This window comes from Pannonibacter sp. I15F10I1 (genome assembly GCF_900185665.1).
GTDB classification, from domain to species: Bacteria; Pseudomonadota; Alphaproteobacteria; order Rhizobiales; family Stappiaceae; genus Pannonibacter; species Pannonibacter indicus.
The window spans coordinates 71,276-96,061 of record NZ_FYAN01000004.1 but is presented as its reverse complement, the minus strand read 5'-3'; the positions used below and the strand labels follow the sequence as shown (position 1 = coordinate 96,061).

Sequence of the window (24,786 nt, the reverse complement as noted above, 5' to 3'; positions counted from 1 at the left end):
CCTCAAAGGGCGGAAAGCCCGCATGCCAGCACCGTTCCGGGGAGGGGAACATGCCAGCAACCAATCCATCATCCATTCTTGTTCTGGGCATTGGCAACGTCCTGTGGGCCGACGAGGGCTTCGGAGTGCGCTGCGTCGAGGCGCTGGCCTCCGCCGTCGCGCTGCCGGAGCACGTCCGCCTGCTGGATGGCGGCACGCAGGGGCTTTATCTCCTGCCTTTTCTGGAGGAGGCGGAGGCCCTTCTCGTCTTCGATGCCATCGACTACGGCCTGGAGCCCGGCACGCTGAAGCTGGTGCGCGACGGGGAGGTGCCCGCCTTCATGGGCGCCAGGAAGATGAGCCTTCACCAGACCGGTTTCCAGGACGTGATTGCCACCGCGCAACTGCTCGGGCGCTGTCCGCACAAGCTTACCTTGATCGGCTGCCAGCCGGTGGAGCTGGAGGATTACGGCGGCGGTCTGCGGCCGCAGGTCGCCGCGGCGATTCCCGGCGCGCTGGACCTTGCCCGTGCCGAACTGGCTGCCTGGGGCGTGGAGATCGCTGCCGGCCGCAGCGCTGCAGACCTTGCTGATCCGTCGATCCGCCGCACCGCCTATGAGCAGGGGCGCCCCTCGGCGGAGGAGGCCTGCCGCACCGGCGACGCCCGCTTCTTCCCCGGGAGCCTGTGATGTGCATCGGCGAGCCGGCGCGGCTCGTCTCGCGCTGCGGGATTGCCGGTGTGGCAATGATCGACGGCCGGGAGACCCTGATCGACCTCTCGCTGACGCCCGATGCGAAGACGGGGGACTGGCTTCTCTGCTTTCTCGGCACGGCACGTGAGATCCTGGAGCCGGAAGAGGCGGCGGTGATCGCCGCCGCGCTGGAGGGGCTGCGGCGGGTCATGGCCGGACAGGATCCGGGCGCGGCCTTTGCCGACCTGGATGCGCGGGAACCTGAACTGCCACCCCATCTTCAGGCCGCTCTTGCGGCCGGTCACAGCCAGGGATGATCCTCATGCACGATCCATCCGGTGCCGCTCTTGCCTCCGGCGCCTCTCTCTCTCATCCGCTTCTGCGCCGTCTCGTCGACGATCTGGGCTGGCCGCTGCTGGCAAGCCTTGATGAGGTCTCAGCCTTCACGGCCCGGCCCGGAACCCACTGCCTTCTCGTCCCGGGCAATCCGGTTCGCAATCTGGAGACCGCCGATGCTGCGGTGATCCTGCCGGAACTGCGCATGGCGTTTCAGGGCGTGTTCGACTGCGCGCTCGTCGATGACGCGGTGGAGGCGGAGGTGCGCGAGATCTTCAAGGCCCTGAAGACGCCGGGTTTCCTGTTCTTTGCAGAAGGGACTTATCTCGGATCGATCCAGAAGATCCGCGATTGGGACGACTACATGGTGCACCTGCCGCGCCTGCTTGGCCTCAGAACTCCGGAGCGGATGCAATGAGCAACGGATTCTTGTTTCCTCCGGCCGGGTTCGGGCCGGGTTCGCAGCCTCTCGACGACGAGGAACTGTCCTACATGGCGCTGCCGTCGGGCATGCGCACCTATGTGCCGCATCTGCCCGAGGTGGGAGATCCCTCGCAGGTCACGCCGGCCCTGAAGACGCTGGCCGATATCGCCGGGGCCTGCGAGATCGCCGCCACCGCCGGCGGTGAGCGCGCCGAGTTCGACCTGTCGGCTATGGACCCGGCGAGCCGGGCCCTGATGGCCGAGACGCTCGGACAGGGCGAAGTGTCCATGAAGCTGAGGGGCGTGCCGGCCCTGATGGTTCAGGAAAGCGTGTTCGCCGGGGTCTGGATGCTGGCGGGGGCGGGCATCGACCGCATCGAGGTCGGCCCTGTCCCGGCCGAGGCGGTCCGGCGCGCCCATGGCGGCGGAGCCCCGGCGCCGATGCTCTCCGCGCCGCGCCCGGCCGGCGTCGTCAACGCGCCCGCCCTGCTGGCGGAACTGGCGGACCAGTCCGCGAACTGGCGGTCTGGCGGGATGCCGCATGTGGTCAATCTCTCGCTGCTGCCGCATACGGAGGAGGATCTCCTGTGGCTGGATGCGGCGCTCGGCAAAGGGGCCGTGACCATCCTGTCGCGCGGCTACGGCAACTGCCGGATCAGCGCCTGCGCCCTGCCGCAGGTCTGGCGGGTGCAGTTCTTCAATTCGATGGACACGCTGATCCTCGACACATTCGAGGTGACGGCCATTCCCGAAGTGGCGCTGGCCGCCCCGGAGGATCTTGCCGACAGCGGCGAGCGCATCCGTGAGGTTCTGGAGGCGATCCGATGACCCGGTTCGAGGGATCCTATCTCGGCGCCAACGACCGGATCAGTCCGCTGGCGATCATGGAATGCAAGATCTGCTGGACGCCCTACGATCCGGCGGAAGGGGACGACACGCGGCAGGTGCTGCCGGGCACCCCGTTCCAGGCGCTGCCGGAGGACTGGAAATGTCCCGGCTGCGATGCCCCCAAGCACCAGTTCATGGTGCGGGAGGATCCGGGCTCGCCGGCCTTGATGGCCGAACAGGACATTGCCGGACGCACGTCGATGCTGGTCGCCGACTTCAAGGACGTCTGGCTGTCGAAGATGCGCGACGTGCCGCTGATCAATCAGGCGCTGCATGTCGAGGCGATCGGCTTCCGCCTGCATGAAGGGCGCCCGCTCGGCGTGCTGATCACGCCCTGGTTCATGAACCTCGTGCTGCTGCCGGGGCCCGGCGACGACTGGAGCGAACTGGTGCAGGGCACGAAGGAGGTCGTCGGCTTCCCGTCGGGCGACTACGAATTCCTGCATAACCGGCGCGATCTCACCGGCGGCTACAAGGCCTGTTCGCTGTTCTCGCCCATGGGCGACTTCAACAGCCAGATGCAGGCGCAGGACGTTGCGCGGGCGGTGATGATGGCGCTGTTCGATCCGGCGAACCGGGACGAGACCAACCGCGCGGCCGATATCCGGGCGGCGCGTGAGGCCGAACTGGCGCCGCCGCCCGGGATGCCCGAGGCGGGCAGTGAGGAGGATCCCGCCGGTGAACAGGGCGTGACGGAGACGGCGCCAAGCCGGCGCCGGCTGATCACTGCCGGCCTTGCCAGCGAGCCCGCGCCCGTTGCCGCGGCGCCCGAAACGGGGGAGCGCGACTGATGATGAGCGGGCAGGGCTTGACCATCTTGCTGAGGCGGCGGGGGGACGGGCTTGAAGCCCGCCTTGCCCGCGCGCCCGCCATGCCGGTGGAAGCCCTGCTGCTCGGCCGCCCGGTGGCCGAGGCGCGCCAGCTCCTTGGCCGCCTGTTCGGCCTGTGCCGCTGTGCCCATCTGGGCGCGCTGGACCTCGCTCTCGGGCTCGGTGCGCCAGATCAAGCCGGTCTTGCGGCCGAGATCCGGACCGATCACCTCGCCCAGCTCTTCGTCCATCTGCCGCCGCTGCTGGGGCTTGCGCCGCAGGCGCCGCCGCGCGCCGATCTCGAAACCGCCCTGCTTGGCGGGGCGGCGGAGCGCTTTGCCGCAGGCGACCTGCCGGGATGGCTGGCCTTGGGCGAGGGCGTGTCGCCACTCATGCGGCGCATCGCCGAAGCCTTTCCACCGGGGGAGGCGGATCCGGGCCTGCCGCCGCTCGGCCGCAGCGCGGCGCCGCGCCCCGGCGAGGCGCTGAATGTGCCGGCGGCGCGGGTGGCAACGCATCCGGTGCTGGCCGAAGCCGCCCGGTGCTACGGTTACGGGCCTCTCTGGCAGGCTCTCGGCCTTGTGGCCGACCTGCTGGCGCTGACTGTGTCCGGACATCTTGCCGCCGGACTGGCCGCCCCGTCCTGCGCATTGGTCCCGGCCGCGCGTGGCACCTATGCCTTGACCGCGACCGCGAGCGGCGGTCTGCTGACCCGGCTCGACCGGCTGACGCCGACGGATGATCTTGCCGCGCCCGGCGGGGCGATCGAACGCGCCCTGGCGCGCCTCGCGCCGTCGCGCCATTGTCTTGCGCCGGTGGTGGTCAGGCTGCTCAATCCGTGCGAGCGGTTCGAGGTGGAGGAGGTGGCCCATGCATGAGATGTCGCTTTGCGAAGGCATCCGCCAGGTGATCGAAGGACAGGCCGAGGCGCATGGCTTTTCCCGGGTCGCCGTGGTGCGGCTGGAAATCGGGCGCTTCGCCGGCGTCGAGCGGGCCGCGCTCGACTTCGCCTTCGACGTGGTGATGCGGGGCGGGGTTGCCGACGGCGCCCGGCTGGAGATCATCGACCTGCCCGGCCGGGCGACCTGCTTCGATTGCGCCGCCGAGGTCGATCTCGACGACCGGCTGGCGCCCTGTCCGCGCTGTGGCGGCGGGCGGCTGTTGCCCGTGGGCGGGGATGAAATGCGGATCAAAGACCTGGAGGTGAACTAATGTGCACGGTTTGCGGCTGCGGCGACAGCGTGACGAAGGACGGCGTGCCGATCGGCGAGCATCATCCTCACGACCATCCTCACGATCATGGTCATGGTCACCACCATCACGATCATCATCACCATTCTCATGACCATCACCACCATGGCCATCACGATCATGACCACCATCACTACGGCACGGGGCCGGCAGGCGTTTCCGTGCCCGGCCTGTCGCAGGAGCGGCTGATCGCGGTGGAGACCGCAATCCTGTCGAAGAACGACAGCCATGCCGCCGGCAACCGGCGGGTGCTGAAAGCGCTCGGCGTCTACGCGGTCAATCTCGTGTCGTCGCCCGGTTCCGGCAAGACGGCGCTGCTGTGCCGCACCATCCGCGAACTCGGAACAACGCCGCTCGCCGTGATCGAGGGCGACCAGCAGACCTCGAACGACGCCGACCGCATCCGGGAGACCGGCGCGCGGGCGATCCAGATCAACACCGGCAAGGGCTGTCATCTCGATGCCCATATGGTGGGTCATGCGATGGACGACCTGCCGCTCGCGCCCGACAGCCTGCTGTTCATCGAGAATGTCGGGAACCTTGTCTGCCCGGCGGCTTTCGATCTCGGCGAGGATGCCAAGGTGGCGATCCTCTCGGTGACCGAGGGCGAGGACAAGCCGCTGAAATATCCCGACATGTTCACTGCCGCGCGCCTTGCTCTGGTCAACAAGACGGATCTTGCGCCGCATTGCGACGTCTCGCTTGAGGCCTATGAGGCGAACCTGAAACGGGTGAACCCGCTGATCGAGGTGCTGTTCGTCTCGGCCCGCACCGGCGAGGGAATGGAGGCCTGGCTTGCCTGGCTCGCCGCGCGCCGCGCCGAAAAGCGCCTGGCCAGGGCCTCGTGAAAGGCCGCGCGAGATGAAAGCTCCCTCATCCCGTCCAACCCTGCTTCTCGTCGACGACGAGCCGCATTCGCTGACCGCGATGCGCATGGCGCTTGAGGACGAGTTCGACATCCTGACGGCGCCGGGCGCCGAGGAGGCGCTGCAGACGCTGGAGAAGGAATGGGTGCACGCGATCTTCTGCGACCAGCGCATGCCCGGCCGCTCCGGCGTGGAGTTCCTGGCGGATGTGCGGGAGCGCTGGCCGGAGACGGTGCGCGTCATCATCACCGGCTATACCGATCCCGGTGCCATGATGGCGGCGATCAACGACGCGGGCATCCACCAGTTCCTGACCAAGCCCTGGCATCCCGACCATCTGATGATCGCCGCGCGCAATGCGGTGCGCCTGTTCCAGCTTGCCCGCGAGAACGAGCGGCTGGTGCTGGAAATGCGCTACCTCACCAACACCGCGAAGGAGCGGCTGGAACGGCGGCGCAAGGCGCTGCGCGAGGGGGCGGGGTTCGAGACCATAAGCTGCGCTCCGGCCTCGCCGATGAACCAGGTGATCGATCACGCGCGGCGCTATGCCAGCTTCGACCTGCCGGTGCTGCTGACCGGCGAAGCCGGCACCGGCAAGAGCCGGATCGCGCGGGCGATGCATCTGGGCTCGCTGCGGTCGGACAAGCCGTTCTACACGTTCGACCTGACCGGCGTGCCGTCGGAACTGGCGGCGCTGCATCTGTTCGGGGCCAAACGCGGCGTGCTGCCGGGGGGCACCTATCGCGTCGGGCTGATGCAGCGGGCCGATCGCGGCACGCTCTATCTGAGCGGGCTGGAGACGGCCTCGCCCGAGATCCAGCTGGCGCTGATGCGGGTCGTCTCCGAAGGCACGTTCACGCCGCTCGGCGGGCAGGAACTCATCGACACCAATGTCCGCCTTATCTCAGGGGCGACCAACGAACTGGCGGCACGGGTGGCGGAAGGCCAGTTCCTGCCGGGCCTCTATCATGCGCTCGCCGTCGGACGCATCATCGTTCCGCCGCTGCGCCAGCGCCGCTGCGACATCGCCATCCTGGCGCAGCAGATCGCCGCCGATCTCTCCATCGCCCATGGCAAGCCGGTCCGCGGCTTCACCGATGCGGCGCTGGAATTTCTGGAAACCTATGACTGGCCCGGCAATCTGCGTGAATTGACCGGCGAGGTCACCCGCATGCTGGTGTTTGCCCAGGACGATGTGCTGGGGGCGGACCTGATCTCCCGGCATATCCTGCAGGCGATGCCCGGCGGGCTTCAGGCCGAGCGCGACGCAGCGCTCGACATGCTCCTGACCGGCGACACGACGCTGAAGGAGCGGGTGGAGGAGGTGGAGACGCGCATCCTGCGCGAAACCCTCACCCGCCATCGCTGGAACAAGAGCCGGGCGGCGGCGGAACTCGGCCTCAGCCGGGTTGGCCTCAGGGCCAAGCTCGACCGCTACGGCATCGCCGACCCGAGCGGGCGCGGCGAAGAAGAGGAGGACTAGACCATGTGTCTCGGCATTCCCGGACAAATCGTTGCGATCACCGATCCCGAGAGGCTGATGGCGCTTGCCGAAGTGTCCGGTGTCCGGCGCGAGGTCAATGTCACCTGCGTCATGGGCACCTCACTCGACAGCCTGGTGGGCAAGTGGGTGCTCATCCATGTCGGCTTCGCCATGGCCCTGATCGACGAGGACGAGGCGGCCCGGACCCTTGCGGCTCTGCGCGATCTTGGCGAGGTGCAGGAAGCTCTTGATGCGATGGCGGAGGGCCAGCGTGCCCTGGAGGAACGGACATGAAGTTTGCCTCGGAGTTTCGCGATCCCCTGGCGGCGCGAGCCGTGCTCGCCGAAATCGCCCGGCTTGCCGGCCGGATCGGCGCCACGCGGGAAAAGCCGTTGCACATCATGGAGATCTGCGGTGGTCACACCCATGCGATCTTTCGCTATGGCCTCGACAAGCTGGTGCATGAGGGGATCGAATTCATCCATGGGCCCGGCTGTCCGGTCTGCGTGCTGCCGATGACCCGTGTCGATGAATGTATCGAGATTGCCGAGCGGCCGAATGTGATCTTCACCACCTTCGGCGATGCGATGCGGGTGCCGGGCTCCCGTGGCAGCCTGTTGCAGGCCAAGGCGCGCGGCGCCGATATCCGCATGGTCTATTCGCCGCTCGATGCCCTGGAGCTTGCCCGCCGCAACCCGGACCGGGAGGTCGTCTTCTTCGGCCTCGGCTTCGAGACGACCACCCCCTCGACGGCGCTGGCGTTGCAGCAGGCGGCGCGGGAGCGGCTGGAGAACTTCTCGGTCTTCTGCAATCACATCACCGTGCCGGAACCCATTCGCGTCCTGCTGCAGGACCCCGACATGCGGCTCGACGGCTTTGTCGGCCCCGGCCACGTCAGCATGGTGATCGGGCTGGAGCCCTATGCGTTCATCGCGCAGGAGTTCGGCAAGCCGATCGTCGTCGCCGGCTTCGAGCCGCTCGACCTGCTGCAGTCCGTGCTGATGGTGCTGAGGCAGATCGCCGAAGGGCGGGCCGAGGTGGAGAACCAGTATGCCCGCGTCGTCCCGCGGGAGGGCAATCCCGCCAGCCTCGCCGCCATCGCTGATGTTTACGAGCGGCGCCCGAGTTTCGAGTGGCGGGGTCTCGGCGAGATCGAGGCCTCGGGCCTGCGTATCCGCCCGGCCTATGCGGCCTATGACGCGGAGGCGAAGTTCGGCGTCGGATATGGCGCAGTGAGCCGCCGCACCGCCGAGCCGGAAGGCTGTGCCTGCGGGGCGGTCATGACCGGTCGCATCAAGCCGACGGCCTGCCCTCATTACGGCACCCAATGCACGCCGGAGACGCCGCTCGGCGCCCTGATGGTCAGTTCGGAAGGCGCCTGCGCCGCCTATTGGCAATATGGCGGGGCGCGGGCGCTGGCCTCCTGAGGCTGACGGCGTGCAGACAAGAAAGTGACAGAAAGGCGGGAGCAGCAATGGCGCTTCGCGATACGCATGTGACCCTGGCCCATGGCGGCGGTGGCCGGGCCATGCGCGATCTGATCGAGGATGTGTTCACCGGCGTGTTCGATCCACCGGGGATGGAGGACCAGGCCCGCCTTGCTCATGCGGCCCTTGCCGAGCCGGGTGCCCGTCTCGCCTTCACGACGGACAGTTTCGTCGTCACGCCGCTGGAGTTTCCCGGCGGCAACATCGGCCATCTGGCGGTCTGCGGCACAGTCAATGATCTTGCGGTCGGCGGTGCGCGGCCGCTCTGGCTTTCGGCCGCCTTCGTCATCGAGGAGGGAACGGAAGTGGCCTTGCTGCGCCGCATCGTTGCCGCGATGGCCGGGGAGGCGGACAAGGCCGGCGTGCGCATCGTCACCGGCGACACCAAGGTCGTGGGGCGCGGCGCGGCCGACGGGGTCTTCGTCACCACGGCCGGGGTCGGGATCATCCCGCCGGGGCGGGAACTGGCCGCAAGCCTCCTGCAGCCCGGCGATGTCGCCATCGTCAACGGCGTCCTCGGCGACCATGGCGCCGCGATCCTGGCGGCGCGCGGCGATCTTGCCCTGTCCTCCGGCATCCGCTCCGACTGTGCCGGCCTTGGCCATCTCATGGAGGCGGTGATCGCTGCCGCGCCGGGAACGCGCGCGGCCCGCGACTGCACCCGTGGCGGCCTTGCCTCCGCTCTCAACGAGATGGCGGCAGCGGCCGGCGTCGGCATTGTCATCGAGGAAACCGCCCTGCCGCTGCGCGAGGAAGTACGCGGCATGTGCGAAATCCTCGGGCTTGACCCGCTCTATCTCGCCAATGAGGGGACGCTTGTCCTGTTCGTTCCGCAGGAGGAGGCCGCCGCGGCCCTGGCGGCCATGCGCGCGCGGCCCGAGGGGCGTGGCGCGGCGGCCATCGGCCGGGCGAGCGCCGCCCATCCGGGCCAGGTGCGCATGACCACGCCCTTCGGCGGAATGCGCATCGTAGACATGCTGGTCGGCGAACAGCTGCCGCGCATCTGCTAGCACCCGGGTTGCTGAAAGCCCGGACCTGCCGGGCAGAGGGAAGCACGGGTCAGCACCGGCCTCAGGCCTGAAGCCCGCCGGCGGTCAGCCAGAGGGGAGGGAAGGGCTCAGCTTTCCCCCGCAGTTAATGGGTTGTCTGTTTTTGTGTCCAGAAGCCCGCGCCGCCGCCACTGGCTGCGTGTTCAATGGCCCGTTCGGCCGGTACAGGGTCGGTACAAATTGCCAAATTGGCAAAGCTCAAGATCTGGCACACACTGCGTCAGTCAATCACTATCTGACTTTTTTGGAAAGTTTGGTAGCGGAGGAGGGACTCGAACCCCCGACACGCGGATTATGATTCCGCTGCTCTAACCAACTGAGCTACTCCGCCATCCGTCCGTCTGCCGTTTCATGAGGCCGGAGCGGTTGGGCTGTCCGGCGGGCAGAGGCTTGAGCGCGGCGCGGTGGCGCCGGTGTGGGGAGCTTATAGGAAGGGGCGGGGGCTCCTGTCAAGCGGGGTTTGACGGGATTTTGACAGGCGGCACAAGTGGCTGTCCGGCCTGTGGACGACGGCGGTGAGGCTGTCCGGCAAATGCGGGGAAAATGGCGGATTTCTGGCGCCTTGGGGCGGGGGCTGATGGCGTTGCCTGGCTTTTGATGCAGCAGGCGCGATGTGGCACCATATGCATGATTTACTCAGTTTATTGTATGGATGACCCTCCGGCGCGGATGGTGCGGCGGGCGAGGGCTTTGCGCCCACAACAGGTCCCGGCACGGAGGCCGGGACGGCGCGGTGGGTGTGGCGCGGTTTGCGGATGAGCTGACAGAGACCTTGTTGCAGCTTGTCTTTTATACAAGATTTTGTATATTCGGATTATGGCGGGATCCAAACCAGTCGCTTTCTGCGGCAGCTCTCTTGATGACCTGCGCGCCTTTCCGCCACAGGTGCGGCGGGACGCGGGGTATCAGCTTGATCGGGTACAAAGCGGTCATGAGCCGGATGACTGGAAGCCGATGAACACGGTGGGGCAAGGGGTGAAGGAAATCCGGATCCGCGATGCGTCCGGTGCGTTCCGCGTCATCTATGCCGCCAGGTTTGCTGATGCTGTTTACGTGCTTCATTGCTTTCAGAAGAAGACGGAAAAAACGGCAAAGTCCGATCTTGATCTCGCGGCGAAGCGTTACCGCGACTTGCTGAAGGAACAGGGCCGATGAATGAGCCGCAGTTTGCCAATGAGCGGTTTGCCAGTGTCTGGGACGCCATCGAAGACACGCCGGAAGAAGCGGAGAACATGAAGCTTCGCTCTATGCTGATGATGGCGTTGAAGAGCCATATCGAGCGTGCCGGACTGAATCAGGCGCAGGCCGCGCAGATGTTTGGCGTGACGCAGCCGCGTGTGTCTGACCTGATGCGCGGCAAGATCAATCTGTTCGGTCTTGATGCGCTGGTGAATATGGCAGCCGCAGCGGGCTTGCGCATCGAGATGCAGGTGTGCGAACCCGCCTGATGCTTCCGGGGTTTTCCTCTCCGTCCGCAGCGGACGGAGAGGAAAATAGTCTCACGCTGCCGGCAGCGTCCGGTTTTCTTCGCGGGTGAAGGCGGGGCTGGTGAGGCCGAGGGGCCTGGCGCGGGCGATCCAGCCGCCGCCCAGAACCTGCGCGCTGCTGTCGTCGCTGTCATAGAAGACGCAGGCCTGCCCCGGCGCAACGCCGGTTTCCCCGTCAGTCAGTTCCACCTTGGTGATGCCATCGGTGATGGTCAGCACCGCCGGGGTTGGCGGGCGGGTGGAGCGGACCTTGGCGAAGACTTCGGCGCGCATGCCTTCCGTGGCAGGCGTTGTGCCCAGCCAGTTGAGGTCGCGCAGCTCCAGCGTGCGGGTGGCGAGCGCCTCCTTGGGGCCGACAAGTACACGCTTCTGCGCCGCATCCAGATGCACCACATAGAGCGGATCGCCGGTGGCAACGCCAATGCCGCGCCGCTGGCCGATGGTGTAGTGGATGATGCCCTCGTGCCGGCCCAGCACGCGCCCGTCCAGATGCACGATGTCGCCCGGCTCCAGCGCATCGGGGCGCAGCTTCTGGATCACGTCGGAATACTTGCCCTTGGGCACGAAACAGATGTCCTGGCTGTCCTGCTTGTCGGCGACGGACAAGCCGAATTCGCGGGCCAGCTCGCGCACGTCCGCCTTCGGCATGCCGCCGAGCGGGAAGCGCAGGAAGTCGAGCTGCTCCTGCGTGGTCGCAAAGAGGAAGTAGCTCTGGTCCCGGTCAAGGTCGGCGGGGCGGAACATCTGGTGGTGGCCGTCAGCGCCGGGCGCGGTGCGCACGTAATGGCCGGTGGCCAGCACATCGGCGCCCAGCGTACGGGCGGTGGCCAGCAGGTCGGAGAACTTGACCGTCTGGTTGCAGGCCACGCAAGGCACCGGCGTTTCGCCGTTGAGATAGCTGTCGGCAAAACGGTCGATCACCTGCTCCTTGAAGCGGCGCTCATAATCCAGCACGTAATGGGGGATGCCGAGGCGCTCGGCCACGCGGCGGGCATCGTGAATGTCCTGCCCGGCGCAGCAGGAACCGGCCCGGTGCACGGCCGCGCCATGGTCATAAAGCTGCAGGGTGATGCCGATGACATCATAGCCCTCGCGCTTCATCAGGCCGGCGACGACGGACGAGTCGACGCCGCCGGACATGGCGACAACGACACGGGTTTCTGCCGGGGGCTTCGGCAGATGAAGGGTATTCAGCATTTTGCGTCCTCTCGTTCCGCCGGGGTCAAGGGCCGGGGGCGGGATGGGCGTTGGCCGGAAGGGTATGACAGCGGAAATGCCGCAAGTCAGGCTGTCCCGCATGTGCCGCAGGCAGCCCGGCGGAACTGCGGTCAGGCCGTCCGGGAGATGAGGGGAGTATACAGGCAAGGCGCGCTGCTGCCAATCGGCCCGGCAAAAGGTGCAAGTGACCGGGCAAGCCTTGCCGCGCCGGGCAAGATTTGCCGGGTTGGCCGCGCTGCGAAAATGGCTCTTGGCTGGCATTTTCTTGATTCAAAACAACAATTTGCGGGTGCTGAAACTGGCCCCGTCCTTGCTTTTGACTGGCAAGGACAAATCCGCCCCTTGTGGGCAAGCGTCGAGGGTTGCCGTGCAGGCATTTCAGCTTCGGATCGATCTTGGTGGCATGGGCGCGCCTGCTGGGGCAAGCGCCGGGCCTTTGGCTGGCGGTCAGGCGGCGGAGGGTGTCTTCGCCGGTGTTCTGGCAAATGCGGGCCTGGAAGACGCTGGAACGCCGCTTCCGGCTGCGCAGCCTGCGCCGGTGAATGCGTCTGCTTCCGGCAGCCTTCCGGTGCAGAAGGCCATTGATGCGCAGGGCCTGCAGGTGCTGCAGCCCGGCGCCGTGGTGGAGCCGGTGGCCATTGATGCGGATGCGGCGCTGCCTGTGCCCCTGCCTCAGGTGCCGGTTGCAGCTCCCGGTGAGCTGCCGTCCCAGGTTCCCGGCACTGCGGCCGGTGAAACTGCACCTGATGGGCTGCCGGTTGTGGATGCGCCGGGCCTGGATGGCGAAGACGGTGCTGAAGCGGCTGCAATGGTGGTGGCATTCGTCATGCCTGCCCCTCTGCCGGCGCCGCAGCCGGTTGTCTCTGCTCCCGTGCAGAATGGCCTTCAGGATGGGGCGCTGAATGGCGTGGATGGCCTGCGCGGCAGCATCACTCCGGCTTTGCCGGATCTGCCGCAGCCGGGCGGACAGCCGCAGCCTGCCGCGCCCGGCATGACCCAGCCGCAGGTTGATGCCTCCCTGTCCGCGCCCTTTGCGCCGGCTGGCGGGGATATGCCCTCCGCTGACGCTGGCAAGGCGCCTGTGGTTGCGCAGCCGGGTGTTCCTGCAGCTCCTGCCTTTGCCGATTCAGCATCTGCTCCCGCTTCGGGTGCCGCGCCTCAGGTCTTGCCGCAACTGACAGCGGCCTTGCCGCAGGCTGGCGCCGGTCTTGAAACGGCGCTTGCCGCAGCTGGGCTGACCCCGGACGAGGCTGAAGCTCTGGAGCCGGACGTTCTGGCCGCGCTTGCTCGCTCTGCAAGTGCCGCCCAGGCAGAAGCCGCCGCCAAGGCAGGCTCCGCTGCTTCGGCTGATGCCCAATCTCAGTCTCAGTCTCAGCAGCAGGCAGCCGCGCCTCAGCTTCAGTCTCAGATTGAGCCGCTGGTGCGTCAGCAGCCGGTTTCTGCAGCTGGCGTGCCTCTGGCCGCTGAGAGCGCCCCGTCTCAGCCGCTGGCAGCGGCATCTGCCCCTGTGGTTGATGCTCAGCCGGATGGGGTGGAGACACTGCGCTTTGCCATCGCCGCCAGTGCGGATGATGTTGCCGGTGCTCCCGCTGCCCGGCCGGAAGTCGTGGCCCAGCAGGCTGTTGCCACCTCAGTGACCGGTTCTGTTGCGGCCAGCCTGACCGAGGCAGCTGTTACCGGAACCGCGGAACAGGCCGCCCAGGCTGACGAGGCCATGCAGCTCGCGGCCCAGAAGCAGGCTGCGGACAAGGACGGCGCCGGCAGCCGGTATGCCTCTGCAGGAGAGGCTTCGTCTGAAAAGCCGGTGACACAGCCTGTGGCCACGAAAGGCACGCAGGCGGCTGATCTGGCGGGGGCTTCTGCTGCCGTGAATGCGGGTCAGGCTGCAGCAAATGCTGCTGCGCCGGATGGAGACGAGGCGGACAAGGGAACCGACCCGGTGGTGGCGCTGGACGCCCGCGCCGGACGGATGGACTTTACCGGCTTTGGCCGGGCTGACGGTCAAACGGCCACGAGCGCTTCGCAGGCCTCCGTCTCCGGGCAAGTGCCCACGCAGGCGCAGGCCCAGGCTGCCGCCAGCCAGATCGCCGGTCAGATCCAGCTGCAGTCCCGCGCCGGGCAGAGCCGCTTCCAGATGCGGCTTGATCCGCCTGAGCTGGGCCGGATCGAGGTGCATATGAGGGTCAAGGCCGGTGGTGAAGTCGAGGCCCATCTGATCGTCGACAAGTCCGAAACGCTGGACATGTTCATGCGCGACCAGAAAGGCCTGGAACGGGCGCTGGAACAGATCGGTCTGAAGGCCGAGCAGGGCGGCCTGCAGTTTTCGCTGCGCGATGAAGGCAATGGCCGCCAGTTTGCCTTCTCCGGGGACGGGCAGGGCAATGGCTCCGGCCAGTCCGGCCGTCAGGATCAGCAGCAGGGACAGGACGGGCAGGCAGCAGAGCGCGGCATCAGCGAACGCGTGGTGCAGCTTTACCGCCAGAACGGGCGCAGCGGCGTCGATATCCGGATCTAGTATGCGTGCAAACTCCGGCTTGGCTGAAGGCCGCCGGTGTCAGGAGTGAAGAGAATGGCGACGGTTTCCACGAACAACGCAGCTGCTGCGGCCCAGGGCTCCAGCGCAGCCAGCAAGCAGACCCTGCTCGGCAGCTATGACCTGTTCCTGACGCTGCTGACCACGCAGATCAAGAATCAGGACCCGCTCGAGCCTCTGGATGCCTCGCAATACACCCAGCAGCTGGTGCAATATTCCAGCGTTGAACAGGCCATCAAGAGCAACCAGCATCTTGAGAGCCTGCTCACCATGATGCAGGCGGGGCAGGCATCGTCCTATGTGAATTATCTTGGCGCGCAGGTGACTGCTTCCGGTGCCAGCACGGTGCTGGCAGGCGGAGAAGCTTCCTGGAAGGCCAATGTTTCCGAGGCTGCAACGGGCCTCGTCGAGATCCGGAACTCCGCCGGTGCCAAGGTTTACGAGGGCAAGGTGGACTTCTCGAGAGGCAACAACACGTTTGTCTGGGACGGAAAGACCTCGACCGGCGTCAACCTGCCTGATGGTGCCTACACGGCCTCGTTCCAGCTCACCAATGCTGCAGGCAACAAGGTGACGCCGACCACGCAGATCTCCGGCAAGGTTGACCGTGTCGACCTGTCGAGCGGCACGCCCTATCTCGAGATTGGCGGCGTCTCGATTCCGGTCAGCTCTGTCACGTCGGTTTCCAAGGCGAGTTAAGACCAGCTGCCGATGGGTATGGCGCATCGGCAGCAGCGCAAGCCCATGCGGTGCCTGAGTAAGTTCAAGGGCATGATGCATCAGCATCCCGGAGCCTTGCTGCAGGACCGGGCTGCTCCGGGGGGGGCAGGCGCAATCTGTGTTGATATGAAGCGCGGGAGTTTTCTCCTGCGCTTTTTTGTTTGCCGTCAGAGAGAGCGGGGAGGGCAGGGGTGGCCCACAGATTACCGTATGGTAAACAAATTCTCAATTTGGCTAAACAAAGGCGAACTATTTTGAAGTGCTTTCTTAAGCACCACCTCAAGAAATCGCAATTTCATAGTTAATACAATGTAACCGGGCGCTTAGGTAAATTTTAAACTCCGCTGTCTATTCTCTCTTCAAGACCTGGTCATGGTTTGTGTGAGAGTAAAATGACCGAGCAAATTCGTTCGCGTGTGAAATATGTGATTGGGCCGGATGGAAGCCCCCTCACCATCGCCGATCTGCCGCCGCCTAGTACAAAGCGGTGGGTCATCCGGCGTAAGGCCGAAGTCGTTGCAGCAGTGCGCGGCGGACTCCTTTCTCTGGAAGAGGCTTGCCAGCGTTACACGCTGACGGTCGAAGAGTTCCTGTCATGGCAGAGCTCGATTGAGCGCCATGGGCTGGCGGGTCTGAGAGCGACCCGAATCCAGCAGTATAGAAACTGACGGTTCGGCGCGCGGCTTGCCGCACGCACGGTCTGTACCTCCAAAAAACTGGCCGGCCTCGAAAGGGGCCGGCCTTTCTGTTTTTGCCCTTGCCCGGACCGGCAGCGGAGGCGGGGCCGCAACCATCTGTGGTCAAACCGGTCTGACGCTGATTCCCGGTGGCGCGATGCTGCTGCCGGCCGCTAGAAGCGGATTCAGCTGGCGCGCTCCAGATGGCCCGCCTCGTCAAAAGTTACCCACTGATTAACAGAAACCGGCAGAATTTCGCTATTTGCAAGCGATGGCGGTAATAATTGGTGGCGGAATTCCGCCGGTTTTCCGGCTGACGTCAATACTCGTTAATAACTTGTTTACCTTCTGGCGGGCAAATTTTGCCTATCGGACAATGGGGTTCGGGTCAGAGTGGGCCGTGATTCCCTCAACTGCCGGGTAGGGCCAACGAACGCGAGCGGGCAAACGTGAACGGATTGATCGAATTCATCAGAACACTGGGTGCAGCGCGCGTGGCCGCCATGGGGGCGGTTGCGGCGATCCTCATTGGTGTTTTCGCCTTCATCATTCTGCGGGTGACGGCACCGCAGATGGCACAGCTCTATTCGGACCTGTCGCTGGAGGATTCGTCGGCCATCATCAACTCGCTGGAGCAGCAGGCGATTCCCTTCGAGCTGCGGCGCGAAGGGTCGACGATCATGATCCCGCAGGAGCAGATCGCCCGGGTCCGCATGCGGCTTGCCGAGAACGGCCTGCCGACCGGCGGTTCCATCGGTTATGAGATCTTCGACCGTTCGGATACGCTGGGCGCCACCAGCTTCATCCAGAACATCAATCACCTGCGCGCGATGGAAGGGGAACTGGCCCGCACGATCCGCTCCATCGACCGCATCGTCTCCGCCCGTGTTCATCTCGTGATCCCTGAACGCCAGCTGTTTCAGCGTGATGCCCGTCCGCCTTCGGCCTCAATCGCCGTCAAGGTCCGCGGTTCGCTTGGGGCAGGCGAGATCCGGGCCATCCAGCATCTGGTGGCTGCGGCTGTCGACGGACTGACGCCGGAACGCGTCTCCATCGTCGATGACGCCGGGCGGCTGCTGGCCTCCAGTTCGGACGACAATGCGCAGGCGATGCTCTCCACCCAGCTGCAGGAGCGCACCTTCGAGGTGGAGCACCGGCTGCGCAATCAGGTGGAGGAAATCCTCAACAGTGTCGTCGGGCCGGGGCGGGCCCGCGTGCGTGTCGCCGCTCAGATCGATCATAACCGTGTCACGGAAACGCAGGAGCGCTTTGATCCCGAGGGTCAGGTCGTACGTTCGACCCAGACCAAGGAAGAAGCGAGCTCCCGCGGAGCTGGCCAGAATGCCGTGACTGTCGGGAACCAGCTCCCGAATGCGGATCAGGGCGGGGCGGGGACCGGCGATGTCGAAGCGTCGAACCTCAACGAGGAAATCGTCAACTACGAGATTTCCAAGGCGACCCGGACCGAAGTGGTCGAGGCGGGCAGCATCAAGCGGCTGTCGGTCGCTGTTCTGGTGGACGGCGTCTACACGCCGAATGCGGATGGTGTGCTCCAGTATGAGCCGCGCACGCAGGAAGTGCTCGACCGGATCGCCGTGCTGGTCCGCTCGGCCGTGGGCTTCGACGCTGCCCGCGGTGACGTGGTCGAGGTCGTCAATCTGCGCTTTGCCCAGGCGCCGGAAGCTGACTTCGAGCCTGCATCAACCAGCATGTTCGACTTCACCCGCGATGACATCATGCGCTTTGCCGAGCTGGGCGTGCTGATGCTGATCGCGCTGCTGCTGCTCCTCTTCGTGGTGCGCCCGCTTCTGCGCCGCATTGTGACGCCGGACGAAAAGCAGCCCCAGGAACTGGTCATTGCGCCGGATGGCACGCTGGTGGCGGAGAGCGAACTGCCGCAGCAGCAGGACGACGAGGATGATGGTGTGGTCATCGAATGGCTTGAAGAGGCCAAGCGTGAAGGTGCCATGCAGGCCTCGTCCATCGCCAAGGTGGGCGCAATGATCGAGGATTATCCGTCTGAAGCCGTCACGATCGTGCGCGGCTGGCTGGAAGAGGCAGCGTAACTCATGGCGCAAAGTCAATTGCAGAACCAGCTGACCGTCAGTGACGACGGCATTGAGCGGGAGCTCAAGGGGGCCGAGCGTGCTGCGGTTCTCATGCTGGCCCTTGGCGAAGTCCATGGACGGCAGATCTGGGCCCGTCTCGACGAGATCGAGGTGCGCCAGATTTCTGCGGCCATGGCCAAGCTGGGGCCTGTCACGCCGAACATGCTGCAGGAGCTCTTTGCCGATTTCGTGCGCCGCCTGAGTTCGCGCGGTTCTCTGATGGGTAACGTGGATGCAACCGAGCGCCTGCTGGCGGCCTTCCTGCCGCAGGACAAGGTGTCGGTGATCATGGAGGAAATCCGTGGTCCTGCCGGCCGCAACATGTGGGAAAAGCTCTCCAACGTGCAGGAGAACGTTCTCGCCAACTATCTGAAGAACGAATACCCGCAGACCGTTGCCGTGGTGCTGTCCAAGATCAACTCGGACCATGCCGCGCGGGTGCTGTCGATCCTGCCGGAAGATCTGGCGCTTGAGGTGATCAACCGCATGCTGCGCATGGAGGCGGTCCAGAAGGAGGTTCTGGAGAAGGTCGAGCTGACGCTTCGCAAGGAGTTCATGTCGAACCTGACCAACACCAGCCGCCGTGACAGCCATGAGATGATGGCGGATATCTTCAACAACTTCGACCGGCAGACCGAAGCCCGCTTCCTCGCGGCGCTTGAAGAAGAGAACCGGGAATCGGCGGAGCGCATCAAGAACCTGATGTTCACCTTCGACGATCTGATGAAGCTCGATGCGGCCAGCTGCCAGACCCTGCTACGCAACGTGGAGAAGGACCGTCTGACCATCGCGCTGAAGGGGTCTACCGATCAGGTGCGCGACTTCTTCTTCTCCAACATGTCCTCGCGGGCGGCAAAAATGCTCCGGGATGACATGGAAGCTCTTGGGCCGGTGCGCCTGCGCGATGTGGATGAGGCCCAATCCGCCATGGTTGCGACAGCAAAGGATCTGGCTGCGCGCGGCGAAATCATGATCGCGAAGTCGAAGAGCGACGACGAGATCATCTACTGATGACAAGCGAGGTCTAGAGCGGAAGCATGTCACGCTTCACGACACCGTCGAAATTCCTGTTCAGCACGGACTTTGCGGCTCCGGAGGCTCCGGCCGCCGAATTGCCGCAGGAGCCGGTCGTGCCGATGATGCCGGTTGCCCAGCATGAAGCTCTGCTGGCGGCCGCCATTGCCGATGCACGCAGCAAGGGCCGGGCTGAAGGCATGGAAGAGGCGCGTGCCGGCGAGGAGCGCCGCCTTGCGGATGAGGCGGCCCGTCTTGTGAGTGTGGCTCAGCAGGTTTTCGACGAAATCGATGGCTTCCGGGAAGAGATCGAGCGGGACGCGATTTCACTCGCCTTTCTCGTCGCGCGGCGGCTTTGCGCGCATCTGATCGCGCGCAGCCCGCTGGGAGAGATCGTGGCGCTGGTGTCCGAATGTCTCGGCCCCTTGCGGGAAGCTCCGCATCTGGTCATCCGCGTGGCGGCCAAGGATGTCGATGCGTTGAAGAAGCGTATGGATCCGCTGATTGAGGAAAAGGGGTTCGAGGGGCGTCTCGTCATCCTCGGAGAACCCGAGGTCGAGCGCGGCGATTGCCGGATTGAATGGGCCGATGGCGGCATCCTGCGGGACCGAAAGGCCATTGAGAAACAGATTGACCAGATCATTCGCGGCTATTTCCAGGCCAAGGCTGCTGCCCGTGCGCGGCCTCAGGCGCGTGAGACAGCCGCAACCGGGGAGACTGAGGCATGAGCAACACAGGTGATGGCGGAATTCCGCTGGATGAACTTGAAAGCCCAGGCCGGCGCCGGGAAGACCGGGGCGACATCGGCCACGCTTCATCGGCCGCCGATCTGGAAGCTGTTTTCGATGTGCCGGTGCGCATCTCGGCCGTGCTGGGCCATTCCAAGATGCATGTTGCGGACTTGTTGAAGCTGGCATCTGGAACGGTGCTGGAACTGGACCGCAAGGTCGGCGAGGCCATCGATATCTATGTGAATGACCGGCTGGTCGCCCGCGGGGAAGTCGTGGTGGTCGAGAACAAGCTGGGCGTGACCATGACCGAGATTATCAAGACCGACCGCTGAGAGCGGGCAGGAGACGAAGATGCGCTTGCTGATTGTTGGGACGCTTGGCGGCCAGCTTACGACAGCCTCGAAAATCGCGATGCAGCGCGGCGCTCAGGTCACCCATGCGGATGACATCGAGGGGGCGCTGAAGGTGCTGCGCTCCGGCCGTGGCGCCGATCTGCTGATGGTCGAGGTGAAACTGGATATCGGCTCGCTGATTGCACGGCTGACGGACGAGCGCATTCATGTGCCGATCGTTGCCTGCGGCACGGATACGGATGCCCGCGCGGCTGTGGCGGCCATCCGGGCCGGCGCCAAGGAATATATCCCGTTGCCGCCTGATCCGGATATGATCGCGGCGGTTCTGTCTGCCGTTTCGGAAGAGCGCGGCGACCTGATCTACCGCGACGAAGCCATGGCTGCCGTGGTGAAGCTGGCTGAACAGGTGGCTCCTTCCGATGCTTCGATCCTGATTACCGGCGAATCCGGCACGGGCAAGGAAGTCATTGCCCGCCACGTGCACCGCAGCTCTTCGCGTTCGGGCAAGCCGTTCATCTCCATCAACTGTGCGGCAATCCCCGAGCATCTGCTGGAATCCGAACTCTTCGGCCATGAGAAGGGCGCCTTCACCGGGGCCGTTGCCCGCCGTGTCGGCAAGTTCGAGGAAGCCGATGGTGGCACGCTGCTGCTGGACGAGATTTCCGAAATGGACGTGCGCCTGCAGGCCAAGCTTCTGCGCGCCATTCAGGAGCGGGTGATCGACCGGGTGGGTGGCACACGGCCTGTGCCGGTGGATATCCGTATCATCGCCACGTCGAACCGGGATCTGGCGGAAAGCGTGCGGCAGGGGACCTTCCGTGAGGATCTGCTCTTCCGCCTGAATGTGGTGAACCTGAAGCTGCCGCCGCTGCGCCAGCGCCCGGCTGACATTCTGGAACTCGCCGACTATTTCGCCCGCCATTATGCGCAGGTGAACGGTGCCCCGGTGCGGCCCATCAGCCCGGATGCGCGCCGGGCGCTGACCACCAGCCCCTGGCCGGGCAATGTGCGCGAGCTGGAAAACACCATTCACCGCGCGGTGCTGCTCGCCATCGGGCCGGAAATCGGGGTTGATGCGATCCGCATGCCCGACGGGACACCGCTGGCTTCGGCACCGCGCGGGCCGGTGGAGCGGGCAGCGCAGGCGGCCGAGGCCGTCAACCGCTCGCTCGTCGGGCGGACGGTCGCCGATGTGGAGCGGGATCTCATTCTCGATACGCTGGACCACTGCCTTGGAAACCGCACCCACGCGGCCAAGATCCTCGGCATTTCGATCCGGACCCTGCGCAACAAGCTGAACCAGTACACGGATGAGGGCATCCATGTGCCAGGACCGGGCGAAGCGCGGGTTTGAGGCGCTTGCAGATTTTTGAGGACGCTGCATGAGTGAAGCATCAGCAAATGGCACCGGCACGCCGCCGCCGCCCGGAGGGCGCGGACCGGGGACTGGCGCCGCGATGCCGAGTATGGGCGATATCTGGCGTGCGCTGAGGCAGGGCGATCTGGGCCTTGCCATCGGCGTGATGGTCATTCTCGTCCTGCTCATCGTGCCGATGCCCTCGGTCATGCTGGACATGTTCCTGGCCATCTCGATCATCTTTTCGGTGATGATCCTGATGACCGGCCTGTTTATCCAGCAGCCGCTGGAATTCTCGTCCTTTCCGACGGTTCTGCTGATCGCCACCATGCTGCGGCTGGCGCTCAACCTTGCCTCAACGCGCCTGATCCTCGCCAACGGCCATGAGGGCACAGCTGCGGCCGGACATGTGATTCAGTCCTTCGGCAACTTCGTGATGGGCGGCAATTTCGTCATCGGCATCATCGTCTTTGCCATTCTGGTGATCGTGAACTTCATCGTCATCACCAAGGGTTCGGGCCGTATCGCGGAAGTGGCGGCGCGTTTCACCCTGGATGCCATGCCCGGCAAGCAGATGGCGATCGATGCCGACCTGTCGGCCGGTCTGATCGACGAGGGCGAGGCCCGCCGCCGCCGCAAGCAGCTGGAAGAAGAATCCACCTTCTTCGGTGCCATGGACGGTGCGTCCAAATTCGTGCGCGGTGATGCGATCGCCGGTCTGCTGATCACCTTCATCAACGTGATTGCCGGGATCATCATCGGCGTGGCGCAGATGAAGCTGAGTTTCGGCGAGGCTGCGCAGAACTACACCCTGCTGACGGTGGGCGACGGGCTGGTATCGCAGATCCCGGCGCTGATCGTCTCGACCGCTGCCGGTATTCTGGTGTCCAAGGCGGGTGTGGTCGGTTCGGCCGACAAGGCCATGGTGGCCCAGTTTACCGGCTATCCGAAGGCGCTGGGCATGTCCTCTGCCGTCATGCTGACGCTGGCCTTCCTGCCGGGCATGCCGATGATCCCCTTCGTCTCGCTGGCGGCGCTAGCTGGCTGGCTGGCCTTCAAGACCGGAAATGTGAAACAGCAGAAAGCGGCGGCGGAAGTCGCGAAGAAGGTGATCGAGGAAGCGCCGAAGCCGCCTCCGGAGCCGCCGATCACCGATGCCCTCAAGATGGATGAGCTGCGTATCGAGCTGGGCTACGCCCTGCTGCCCCTGATCAATGGCAAGGAAACCGGCGGCGGCGATCAGCTGACCGAGCAGATCAAGGCTCTGCGCCGTCAGATTGCGGCGGACATGGGCATCATCATGCCGCCCGTGCGCATCCTCGACAACATTCAGCTCGGCGCGAATGATTATGTCATCAAGGTCAAGGAAGTGGATGCGGGCAAGGGCTCGCTCTATCCCAACCGCTACATGGTCATGGATCCGGCCGGTGGTCAGGTGAAGCTGCCGGGCACGCACACGATCGAACCGACCTTTGGTCTGCCAGCCACCTGGGTGGAGGCTGCCTACCGTGAGGATGCCTCGCTGCGCGGCTATACGGTGGTGGATCCGGCAACCGTGCTCTCGACCCATCTGACCGAGACGATCAAGGGCAATGTGGCGGAACTGCTGACCTATGCCGATGTGCAGAAGCTTCTGAAGGAGATGAAGGGCGATCAGGCCAAGCTGGTGGACGATCTCATCCCGTCGCAGATCAACGTGTCGGGCGTGCAGCGCGTGCTGCAGACCCTGCTGGGCGAGCGTGTTTCCGTGCGCGATCTGGGCACCATTCTGGAAGGCATTGCGGAGGCGGTTGGCTTTACCCGCAACACCAACACGATTGCCGAGCACGTGCGCAGCCGTCTGGCGCGCCAGCTCTGCGCGGCCAACATGGCGCCCGGCGGCTATCTGCCGCTGATTGCGCTGAGCCCGCGGTGGGAGCAGTCGTTCCTGGAAGCGATCGTCGGGGAAGGTGAAGACCGTCAGCTCGCCATGCAGCCCTCGAAGCTGCAGGAGTTCGTGACCCTCGTGCGTGATGCCTTTGAGCAGGCGGCCACCCAGGGCGAGGTCCCGGTTCTGCTGACCTCACCGCAGACACGGCCCTTTGTGCGTTCCATCGTTGAACGCTTCCGGGCGCATACAACGGTGATGAGCCAGAACGAGGTTCATCCCCGGGCGAAGCTGAAGACAGTCGGGTCAATCTGATGCAAAGCCGGAGAGGTGAAAGTCTCCGGCTTTGTGCGTGTCATCACACCAGAATATTCAGCCGTGACATGGCTGTGGCAGCGCTGACGTTGTTGCCGCGAATGGCGTTGGACGCCTGTTGCTGCACGACACCGGTGTTGATCTCAAAGAAGGCCTGATTGAGCTGGGCGTTGAGATTGATTGTCCGTTGAACGGCGCGCCTGCGCACTGTTGCCCATGCGTCATTGTAGTCTTTGAGACTGGGCTTTTTGTCGTTGCGGTTGGGGTTGTTTCCGATCTTAGACATGGGAACAGTCTTGGCGCATATGGTTAACGAAAGGTAAACCTGCCGCGAATTGCCTGATTTCCGTCCTTTCACAATACCGTTATGACAGCTGCGAACAGAGCGCAGGCAGGTCTTGCATCCGGCTCGTTTTTCCCCGACACCATGCCGCTTCTCTCCCCCGTGCCGGCTGATGCAGCGCTGCACCAGCTGGCACGGGGGGCCATGATGCCTGCCGCGACAAGGACCTTCTGATGACCCCACTCAACATGAACGGCTACACCGACCTGCCCGAAAGCAAGATCGCGCTGGTGGTCACCTTTCTGGAGATGACCGGAGCGCCTGCAGGGCTCGCCGCACCAAAGGCGCCTGCCGGTGTGTCGCTGGAGCGGTTTCAGGCGGCCGATCTGGATGGTTTCCTCAAGCTCTTCCGCAAGGTGGGCGAGGAATGGCTCTGGTTCTCCCGGCTCATCATGCCGCGCGAGAAGCTGGCCGCAATTCTCTGCGAACCCTCGCGTGAGGTCTGGATTGTCCGCAAGGACGGGGTGGATGCCGGGCTGCTGGAACTGGACTTTGCCGATCCGCAGGACGTTGAACTGTCCTTCTTCGGGCTGACGCGGGAGGTCACGGGGCAGGGGCTTGGCCGCTGGCTGATGCAGGAAGCGCTGTGGCGCGCCTGGTCGCGGCCGCAGACGAAGCGCTTCTTCGTCCACACCTGCACCGGCGACAGCCCGGTGGCGCTGGGCTTCTATCAGGCGAGCGGCTTCCGGCCGTACAAGCGGGCGGTTGAGGTGATTGATGATCCGCGTCTTGCCGGTCACCTGCCCGAAACCGCCGCTCCGCATGTGCCGGTGCTGGGGCGCCTGGCGGACTGACGCCGG

General features: G+C 65.0%; 26 protein-coding genes and 1 tRNA gene. 24 read left to right on the top strand and 3 right to left on the bottom strand.

The features are described 5' to 3' along the window. The first annotated feature begins 50 nt into the window (after nt 1-50). The 12 genes from IF10I1_RS03470 to hypE are packed head-to-tail and all read left to right on the top strand — an operon-like array spanning nt 51 to nt 9,224. Nucleotides 51-668 carry a HyaD/HybD family hydrogenase maturation endopeptidase gene (locus IF10I1_RS03470; RefSeq protein WP_050474647.1) on the top strand — a complete coding sequence of 206 codons (618 nt, stop codon included), beginning with the start codon at nt 51-53 and terminating at the stop codon, nt 666-668. Continuing rightward, nucleotides 668-988, top strand: a complete 321-nt coding sequence (locus IF10I1_RS03465; RefSeq protein ID WP_186415647.1) for a HypC/HybG/HupF family hydrogenase formation chaperone — start codon at nt 668-670, stop codon at nt 986-988. Before IF10I1_RS03470 ends, IF10I1_RS03465 begins: the two co-directional genes overlap by 1 nt. 5 nt (nt 989-993) lie before the next feature. Continuing rightward, complete coding sequence (locus IF10I1_RS03460; RefSeq protein ID WP_186415648.1) at nt 994-1,425, top strand: hydrogenase accessory protein; 432 nt, start codon at nt 994-996, stop codon at nt 1,423-1,425. Then, nucleotides 1,422-2,258, top strand: a complete 837-nt coding sequence (locus tag IF10I1_RS03455; protein WP_186415649.1) for a hydrogenase expression/formation protein — start codon at nt 1,422-1,424, stop codon at nt 2,256-2,258. The genes IF10I1_RS03460 and IF10I1_RS03455 overlap by 4 nt, the downstream gene beginning before the upstream one ends. Continuing rightward, nucleotides 2,255-3,109 carry a [NiFe]-hydrogenase assembly chaperone HybE gene (gene hybE, locus IF10I1_RS03450; protein ID WP_186391199.1) on the top strand — a complete coding sequence of 285 codons (855 nt, stop codon included), beginning with the start codon at nt 2,255-2,257 and terminating at the stop codon, nt 3,107-3,109. Before IF10I1_RS03455 ends, hybE begins: the two co-directional genes overlap by 4 nt. 17 nt (nt 3,110-3,126) lie before the next feature. Continuing rightward, nucleotides 3,127-4,005 carry a HupK protein gene (locus IF10I1_RS03445; RefSeq protein ID WP_186391198.1) on the top strand — a complete coding sequence of 293 codons (879 nt, stop codon included), beginning with the start codon at nt 3,127-3,129 and terminating at the stop codon, nt 4,003-4,005. Continuing rightward, a complete protein-coding gene (hypA, locus tag IF10I1_RS03440; protein ID WP_050474652.1) occupies nt 3,998-4,339 on the top strand; it encodes a hydrogenase maturation nickel metallochaperone HypA in 342 nt (113 codons plus the stop codon). Before IF10I1_RS03445 ends, hypA begins: the two co-directional genes overlap by 8 nt. Beyond that, complete coding sequence (hypB, locus tag IF10I1_RS03435; protein ID WP_058899194.1) at nt 4,339-5,226, top strand: hydrogenase nickel incorporation protein HypB; 888 nt, start codon at nt 4,339-4,341, stop codon at nt 5,224-5,226. The genes hypA and hypB overlap by 1 nt, the downstream gene beginning before the upstream one ends. A gap of 13 nt (nt 5,227-5,239) precedes the next feature. Beyond that, the gene (locus tag IF10I1_RS03430; protein WP_123194827.1) at nt 5,240-6,727 is read left to right on the top strand and encodes a sigma-54 dependent transcriptional regulator; all 1,488 of its coding nucleotides are present in this window, start codon (nt 5,240-5,242) and stop codon (nt 6,725-6,727) included. Nucleotides 6,728-6,730: 3 nt separating this feature from the next. After that, entirely contained in the window at nt 6,731-7,021 is a 291-nt protein-coding gene (locus IF10I1_RS03425; RefSeq protein ID WP_050474654.1) for a HypC/HybG/HupF family hydrogenase formation chaperone, read from the top strand. Beyond that, complete coding sequence (hypD, locus tag IF10I1_RS03420) at nt 7,018-8,154, top strand: hydrogenase formation protein HypD (protein ID WP_186391197.1); 1,137 nt, start codon at nt 7,018-7,020, stop codon at nt 8,152-8,154. Before IF10I1_RS03425 ends, hypD begins: the two co-directional genes overlap by 4 nt. Nucleotides 8,155-8,201: 47 nt before the next feature. Further along, nucleotides 8,202-9,224: a hydrogenase expression/formation protein HypE gene (gene hypE, locus IF10I1_RS03415; RefSeq protein WP_122520616.1), complete on the top strand. Its 1,023-nt coding sequence runs from the start codon at nt 8,202-8,204 to the stop codon at nt 9,222-9,224. 293 nt (nt 9,225-9,517) lie between these two features. On the opposite strand, the gene IF10I1_RS03410 is transcribed toward hypE, so the two are convergent. Beyond that, nucleotides 9,518-9,594: transfer RNA gene (locus IF10I1_RS03410), tRNA-Met, on the bottom strand. Between the two features lie 485 nt (nt 9,595-10,079). On the opposite strand from IF10I1_RS03410, the gene IF10I1_RS03405 reads away from it, so the two are divergent. Both IF10I1_RS03405 and IF10I1_RS03400 read left to right on the top strand, forming a co-directional pair. Continuing rightward, nucleotides 10,080-10,418 carry a type II toxin-antitoxin system RelE/ParE family toxin gene (locus tag IF10I1_RS03405; protein ID WP_186391195.1) on the top strand — a complete coding sequence of 113 codons (339 nt, stop codon included), beginning with the start codon at nt 10,080-10,082 and terminating at the stop codon, nt 10,416-10,418. Beyond that, on the top strand, nt 10,415-10,711 hold the full coding sequence (locus IF10I1_RS03400) for a helix-turn-helix domain-containing protein (RefSeq protein WP_186391194.1): 297 nt from the start codon (nt 10,415-10,417) through the stop codon (nt 10,709-10,711). Before IF10I1_RS03405 ends, IF10I1_RS03400 begins: the two co-directional genes overlap by 4 nt. A gap of 51 nt (nt 10,712-10,762) precedes the next feature. Here the strand turns inward: IF10I1_RS03400 and mnmA are convergent, their stop codons facing one another. Next, nucleotides 10,763-11,947, bottom strand: coding sequence for a tRNA 2-thiouridine(34) synthase MnmA (gene mnmA, locus IF10I1_RS03395; RefSeq protein WP_186424363.1), 1,185 nt, complete (start codon nt 11,945-11,947; stop codon nt 10,763-10,765). Nucleotides 11,948-12,335: 388 nt separating this feature from the next. Here mnmA and IF10I1_RS03390 point away from each other — a divergent pair, with 388 nt between their 5' ends. From IF10I1_RS03390 to flhA, 9 genes are all read left to right on the top strand, one after another. After that, nucleotides 12,336-14,483 (top strand): flagellar hook-length control protein FliK, encoded by a 2,148-nt coding sequence (locus IF10I1_RS03390; protein WP_186424362.1) that lies wholly within the window; start codon nt 12,336-12,338, stop codon nt 14,481-14,483. A gap of 54 nt (nt 14,484-14,537) precedes the next feature. Next, on the top strand, nt 14,538-15,200 hold the full coding sequence (locus tag IF10I1_RS03385; RefSeq protein ID WP_186424361.1) for a flagellar hook assembly protein FlgD: 663 nt from the start codon (nt 14,538-14,540) through the stop codon (nt 15,198-15,200). 413 nt (nt 15,201-15,613) lie between these two features. After that, entirely contained in the window at nt 15,614-15,889 is a 276-nt protein-coding gene (locus tag IF10I1_RS03380; protein ID WP_019963894.1) for a DUF1153 domain-containing protein, read from the top strand. A 458-nt stretch (nt 15,890-16,347) separates the two neighbouring features. Continuing rightward, nucleotides 16,348-17,964 carry a flagellar basal-body MS-ring/collar protein FliF gene (fliF, locus tag IF10I1_RS03375; RefSeq protein WP_186391191.1) on the top strand — a complete coding sequence of 539 codons (1,617 nt, stop codon included), beginning with the start codon at nt 16,348-16,350 and terminating at the stop codon, nt 17,962-17,964. 3 nt (nt 17,965-17,967) lie between these two features. Next, on the top strand, nt 17,968-19,017 hold the full coding sequence (gene fliG, locus IF10I1_RS03370) for a flagellar motor switch protein FliG (protein WP_186391190.1): 1,050 nt from the start codon (nt 17,968-17,970) through the stop codon (nt 19,015-19,017). Between the two features lie 26 nt (nt 19,018-19,043). Then, complete coding sequence (locus tag IF10I1_RS03365) at nt 19,044-19,748, top strand: FliH/SctL family protein (RefSeq protein ID WP_186391189.1); 705 nt, start codon at nt 19,044-19,046, stop codon at nt 19,746-19,748. Beyond that, nucleotides 19,745-20,083, top strand: coding sequence for a flagellar motor switch protein FliN (gene fliN / locus IF10I1_RS03360; protein ID WP_050474949.1), 339 nt, complete (start codon nt 19,745-19,747; stop codon nt 20,081-20,083). Before IF10I1_RS03365 ends, fliN begins: the two co-directional genes overlap by 4 nt. 19 nt (nt 20,084-20,102) lie before the next feature. After that, the gene (locus IF10I1_RS03355) at nt 20,103-21,458 is read left to right on the top strand and encodes a sigma-54-dependent Fis family transcriptional regulator (protein WP_050474951.1); all 1,356 of its coding nucleotides are present in this window, start codon (nt 20,103-20,105) and stop codon (nt 21,456-21,458) included. A gap of 28 nt (nt 21,459-21,486) precedes the next feature. Next, nucleotides 21,487-23,643 (top strand): flagellar biosynthesis protein FlhA, encoded by a 2,157-nt coding sequence (gene flhA / locus IF10I1_RS03350; protein ID WP_050474953.1) that lies wholly within the window; start codon nt 21,487-21,489, stop codon nt 23,641-23,643. A 43-nt stretch (nt 23,644-23,686) separates the two neighbouring features. Here flhA and IF10I1_RS03345 read toward each other — a convergent pair whose 3' ends face one another. After that, nucleotides 23,687-23,929: a hypothetical protein gene (locus tag IF10I1_RS03345; RefSeq protein ID WP_050474954.1), complete on the bottom strand. Its 243-nt coding sequence runs from the start codon at nt 23,927-23,929 to the stop codon at nt 23,687-23,689. 230 nt (nt 23,930-24,159) lie between these two features. Here IF10I1_RS03345 and IF10I1_RS03340 point away from each other — a divergent pair, with 230 nt between their 5' ends. Further along, the gene (locus IF10I1_RS03340) at nt 24,160-24,780 is read left to right on the top strand and encodes a GNAT family N-acetyltransferase (RefSeq protein WP_050475024.1); all 621 of its coding nucleotides are present in this window, start codon (nt 24,160-24,162) and stop codon (nt 24,778-24,780) included. Nucleotides 24,781-24,786 lie beyond the last annotated feature (6 nt).

Coding starts and splice junctions, on each gene's coding strand:
- IF10I1_RS03470 (WP_050474647.1), top strand. CDS start 51: ATGCCAGCAACCAATCCATCATCCATTCTTGTTCTGGGCATTGGCAAC.
- IF10I1_RS03430 (WP_123194827.1), top strand. CDS start 5,240: ATGAAAGCTCCCTCATCCCGTCCAACCCTGCTTCTCGTCGACGACGAG.
- fliN (WP_050474949.1), top strand. CDS start 19,745: ATGAGCAACACAGGTGATGGCGGAATTCCGCTGGATGAACTTGAAAGC.
- IF10I1_RS03405 (WP_186391195.1), top strand. CDS start 10,080: ATGGCGGGATCCAAACCAGTCGCTTTCTGCGGCAGCTCTCTTGATGAC.
- IF10I1_RS03460 (WP_186415648.1), top strand. CDS start 994: ATGCACGATCCATCCGGTGCCGCTCTTGCCTCCGGCGCCTCTCTCTCT.
- IF10I1_RS03355 (WP_050474951.1), top strand. CDS start 20,103: ATGCGCTTGCTGATTGTTGGGACGCTTGGCGGCCAGCTTACGACAGCC.
- hybE (WP_186391199.1), top strand. CDS start 2,255: ATGACCCGGTTCGAGGGATCCTATCTCGGCGCCAACGACCGGATCAGT.
- hypA (WP_050474652.1), top strand. CDS start 3,998: ATGCATGAGATGTCGCTTTGCGAAGGCATCCGCCAGGTGATCGAAGGA.
- IF10I1_RS03385 (WP_186424361.1), top strand. CDS start 14,538: ATGGCGACGGTTTCCACGAACAACGCAGCTGCTGCGGCCCAGGGCTCC.
- mnmA (WP_186424363.1), bottom strand. CDS start 11,947: ATGCTGAATACCCTTCATCTGCCGAAGCCCCCGGCAGAAACCCGTGTC.
- IF10I1_RS03465 (WP_186415647.1), top strand. CDS start 668: ATGTGCATCGGCGAGCCGGCGCGGCTCGTCTCGCGCTGCGGGATTGCC.
- IF10I1_RS03365 (WP_186391189.1), top strand. CDS start 19,044: ATGTCACGCTTCACGACACCGTCGAAATTCCTGTTCAGCACGGACTTT.
- IF10I1_RS03455 (WP_186415649.1), top strand. CDS start 1,422: ATGAGCAACGGATTCTTGTTTCCTCCGGCCGGGTTCGGGCCGGGTTCG.
- hypD (WP_186391197.1), top strand. CDS start 7,018: ATGAAGTTTGCCTCGGAGTTTCGCGATCCCCTGGCGGCGCGAGCCGTG.
- fliG (WP_186391190.1), top strand. CDS start 17,968: ATGGCGCAAAGTCAATTGCAGAACCAGCTGACCGTCAGTGACGACGGC.
- IF10I1_RS03400 (WP_186391194.1), top strand. CDS start 10,415: ATGAATGAGCCGCAGTTTGCCAATGAGCGGTTTGCCAGTGTCTGGGAC.
- IF10I1_RS03340 (WP_050475024.1), top strand. CDS start 24,160: ATGACCCCACTCAACATGAACGGCTACACCGACCTGCCCGAAAGCAAG.
- IF10I1_RS03345 (WP_050474954.1), bottom strand. CDS start 23,929: ATGTCTAAGATCGGAAACAACCCCAACCGCAACGACAAAAAGCCCAGT.
- hypB (WP_058899194.1), top strand. CDS start 4,339: ATGTGCACGGTTTGCGGCTGCGGCGACAGCGTGACGAAGGACGGCGTG.
- hypE (WP_122520616.1), top strand. CDS start 8,202: ATGGCGCTTCGCGATACGCATGTGACCCTGGCCCATGGCGGCGGTGGC.
- IF10I1_RS03380 (WP_019963894.1), top strand. CDS start 15,614: ATGACCGAGCAAATTCGTTCGCGTGTGAAATATGTGATTGGGCCGGAT.
- IF10I1_RS03425 (WP_050474654.1), top strand. CDS start 6,731: ATGTGTCTCGGCATTCCCGGACAAATCGTTGCGATCACCGATCCCGAG.
- flhA (WP_050474953.1), top strand. CDS start 21,487: ATGAGTGAAGCATCAGCAAATGGCACCGGCACGCCGCCGCCGCCCGGA.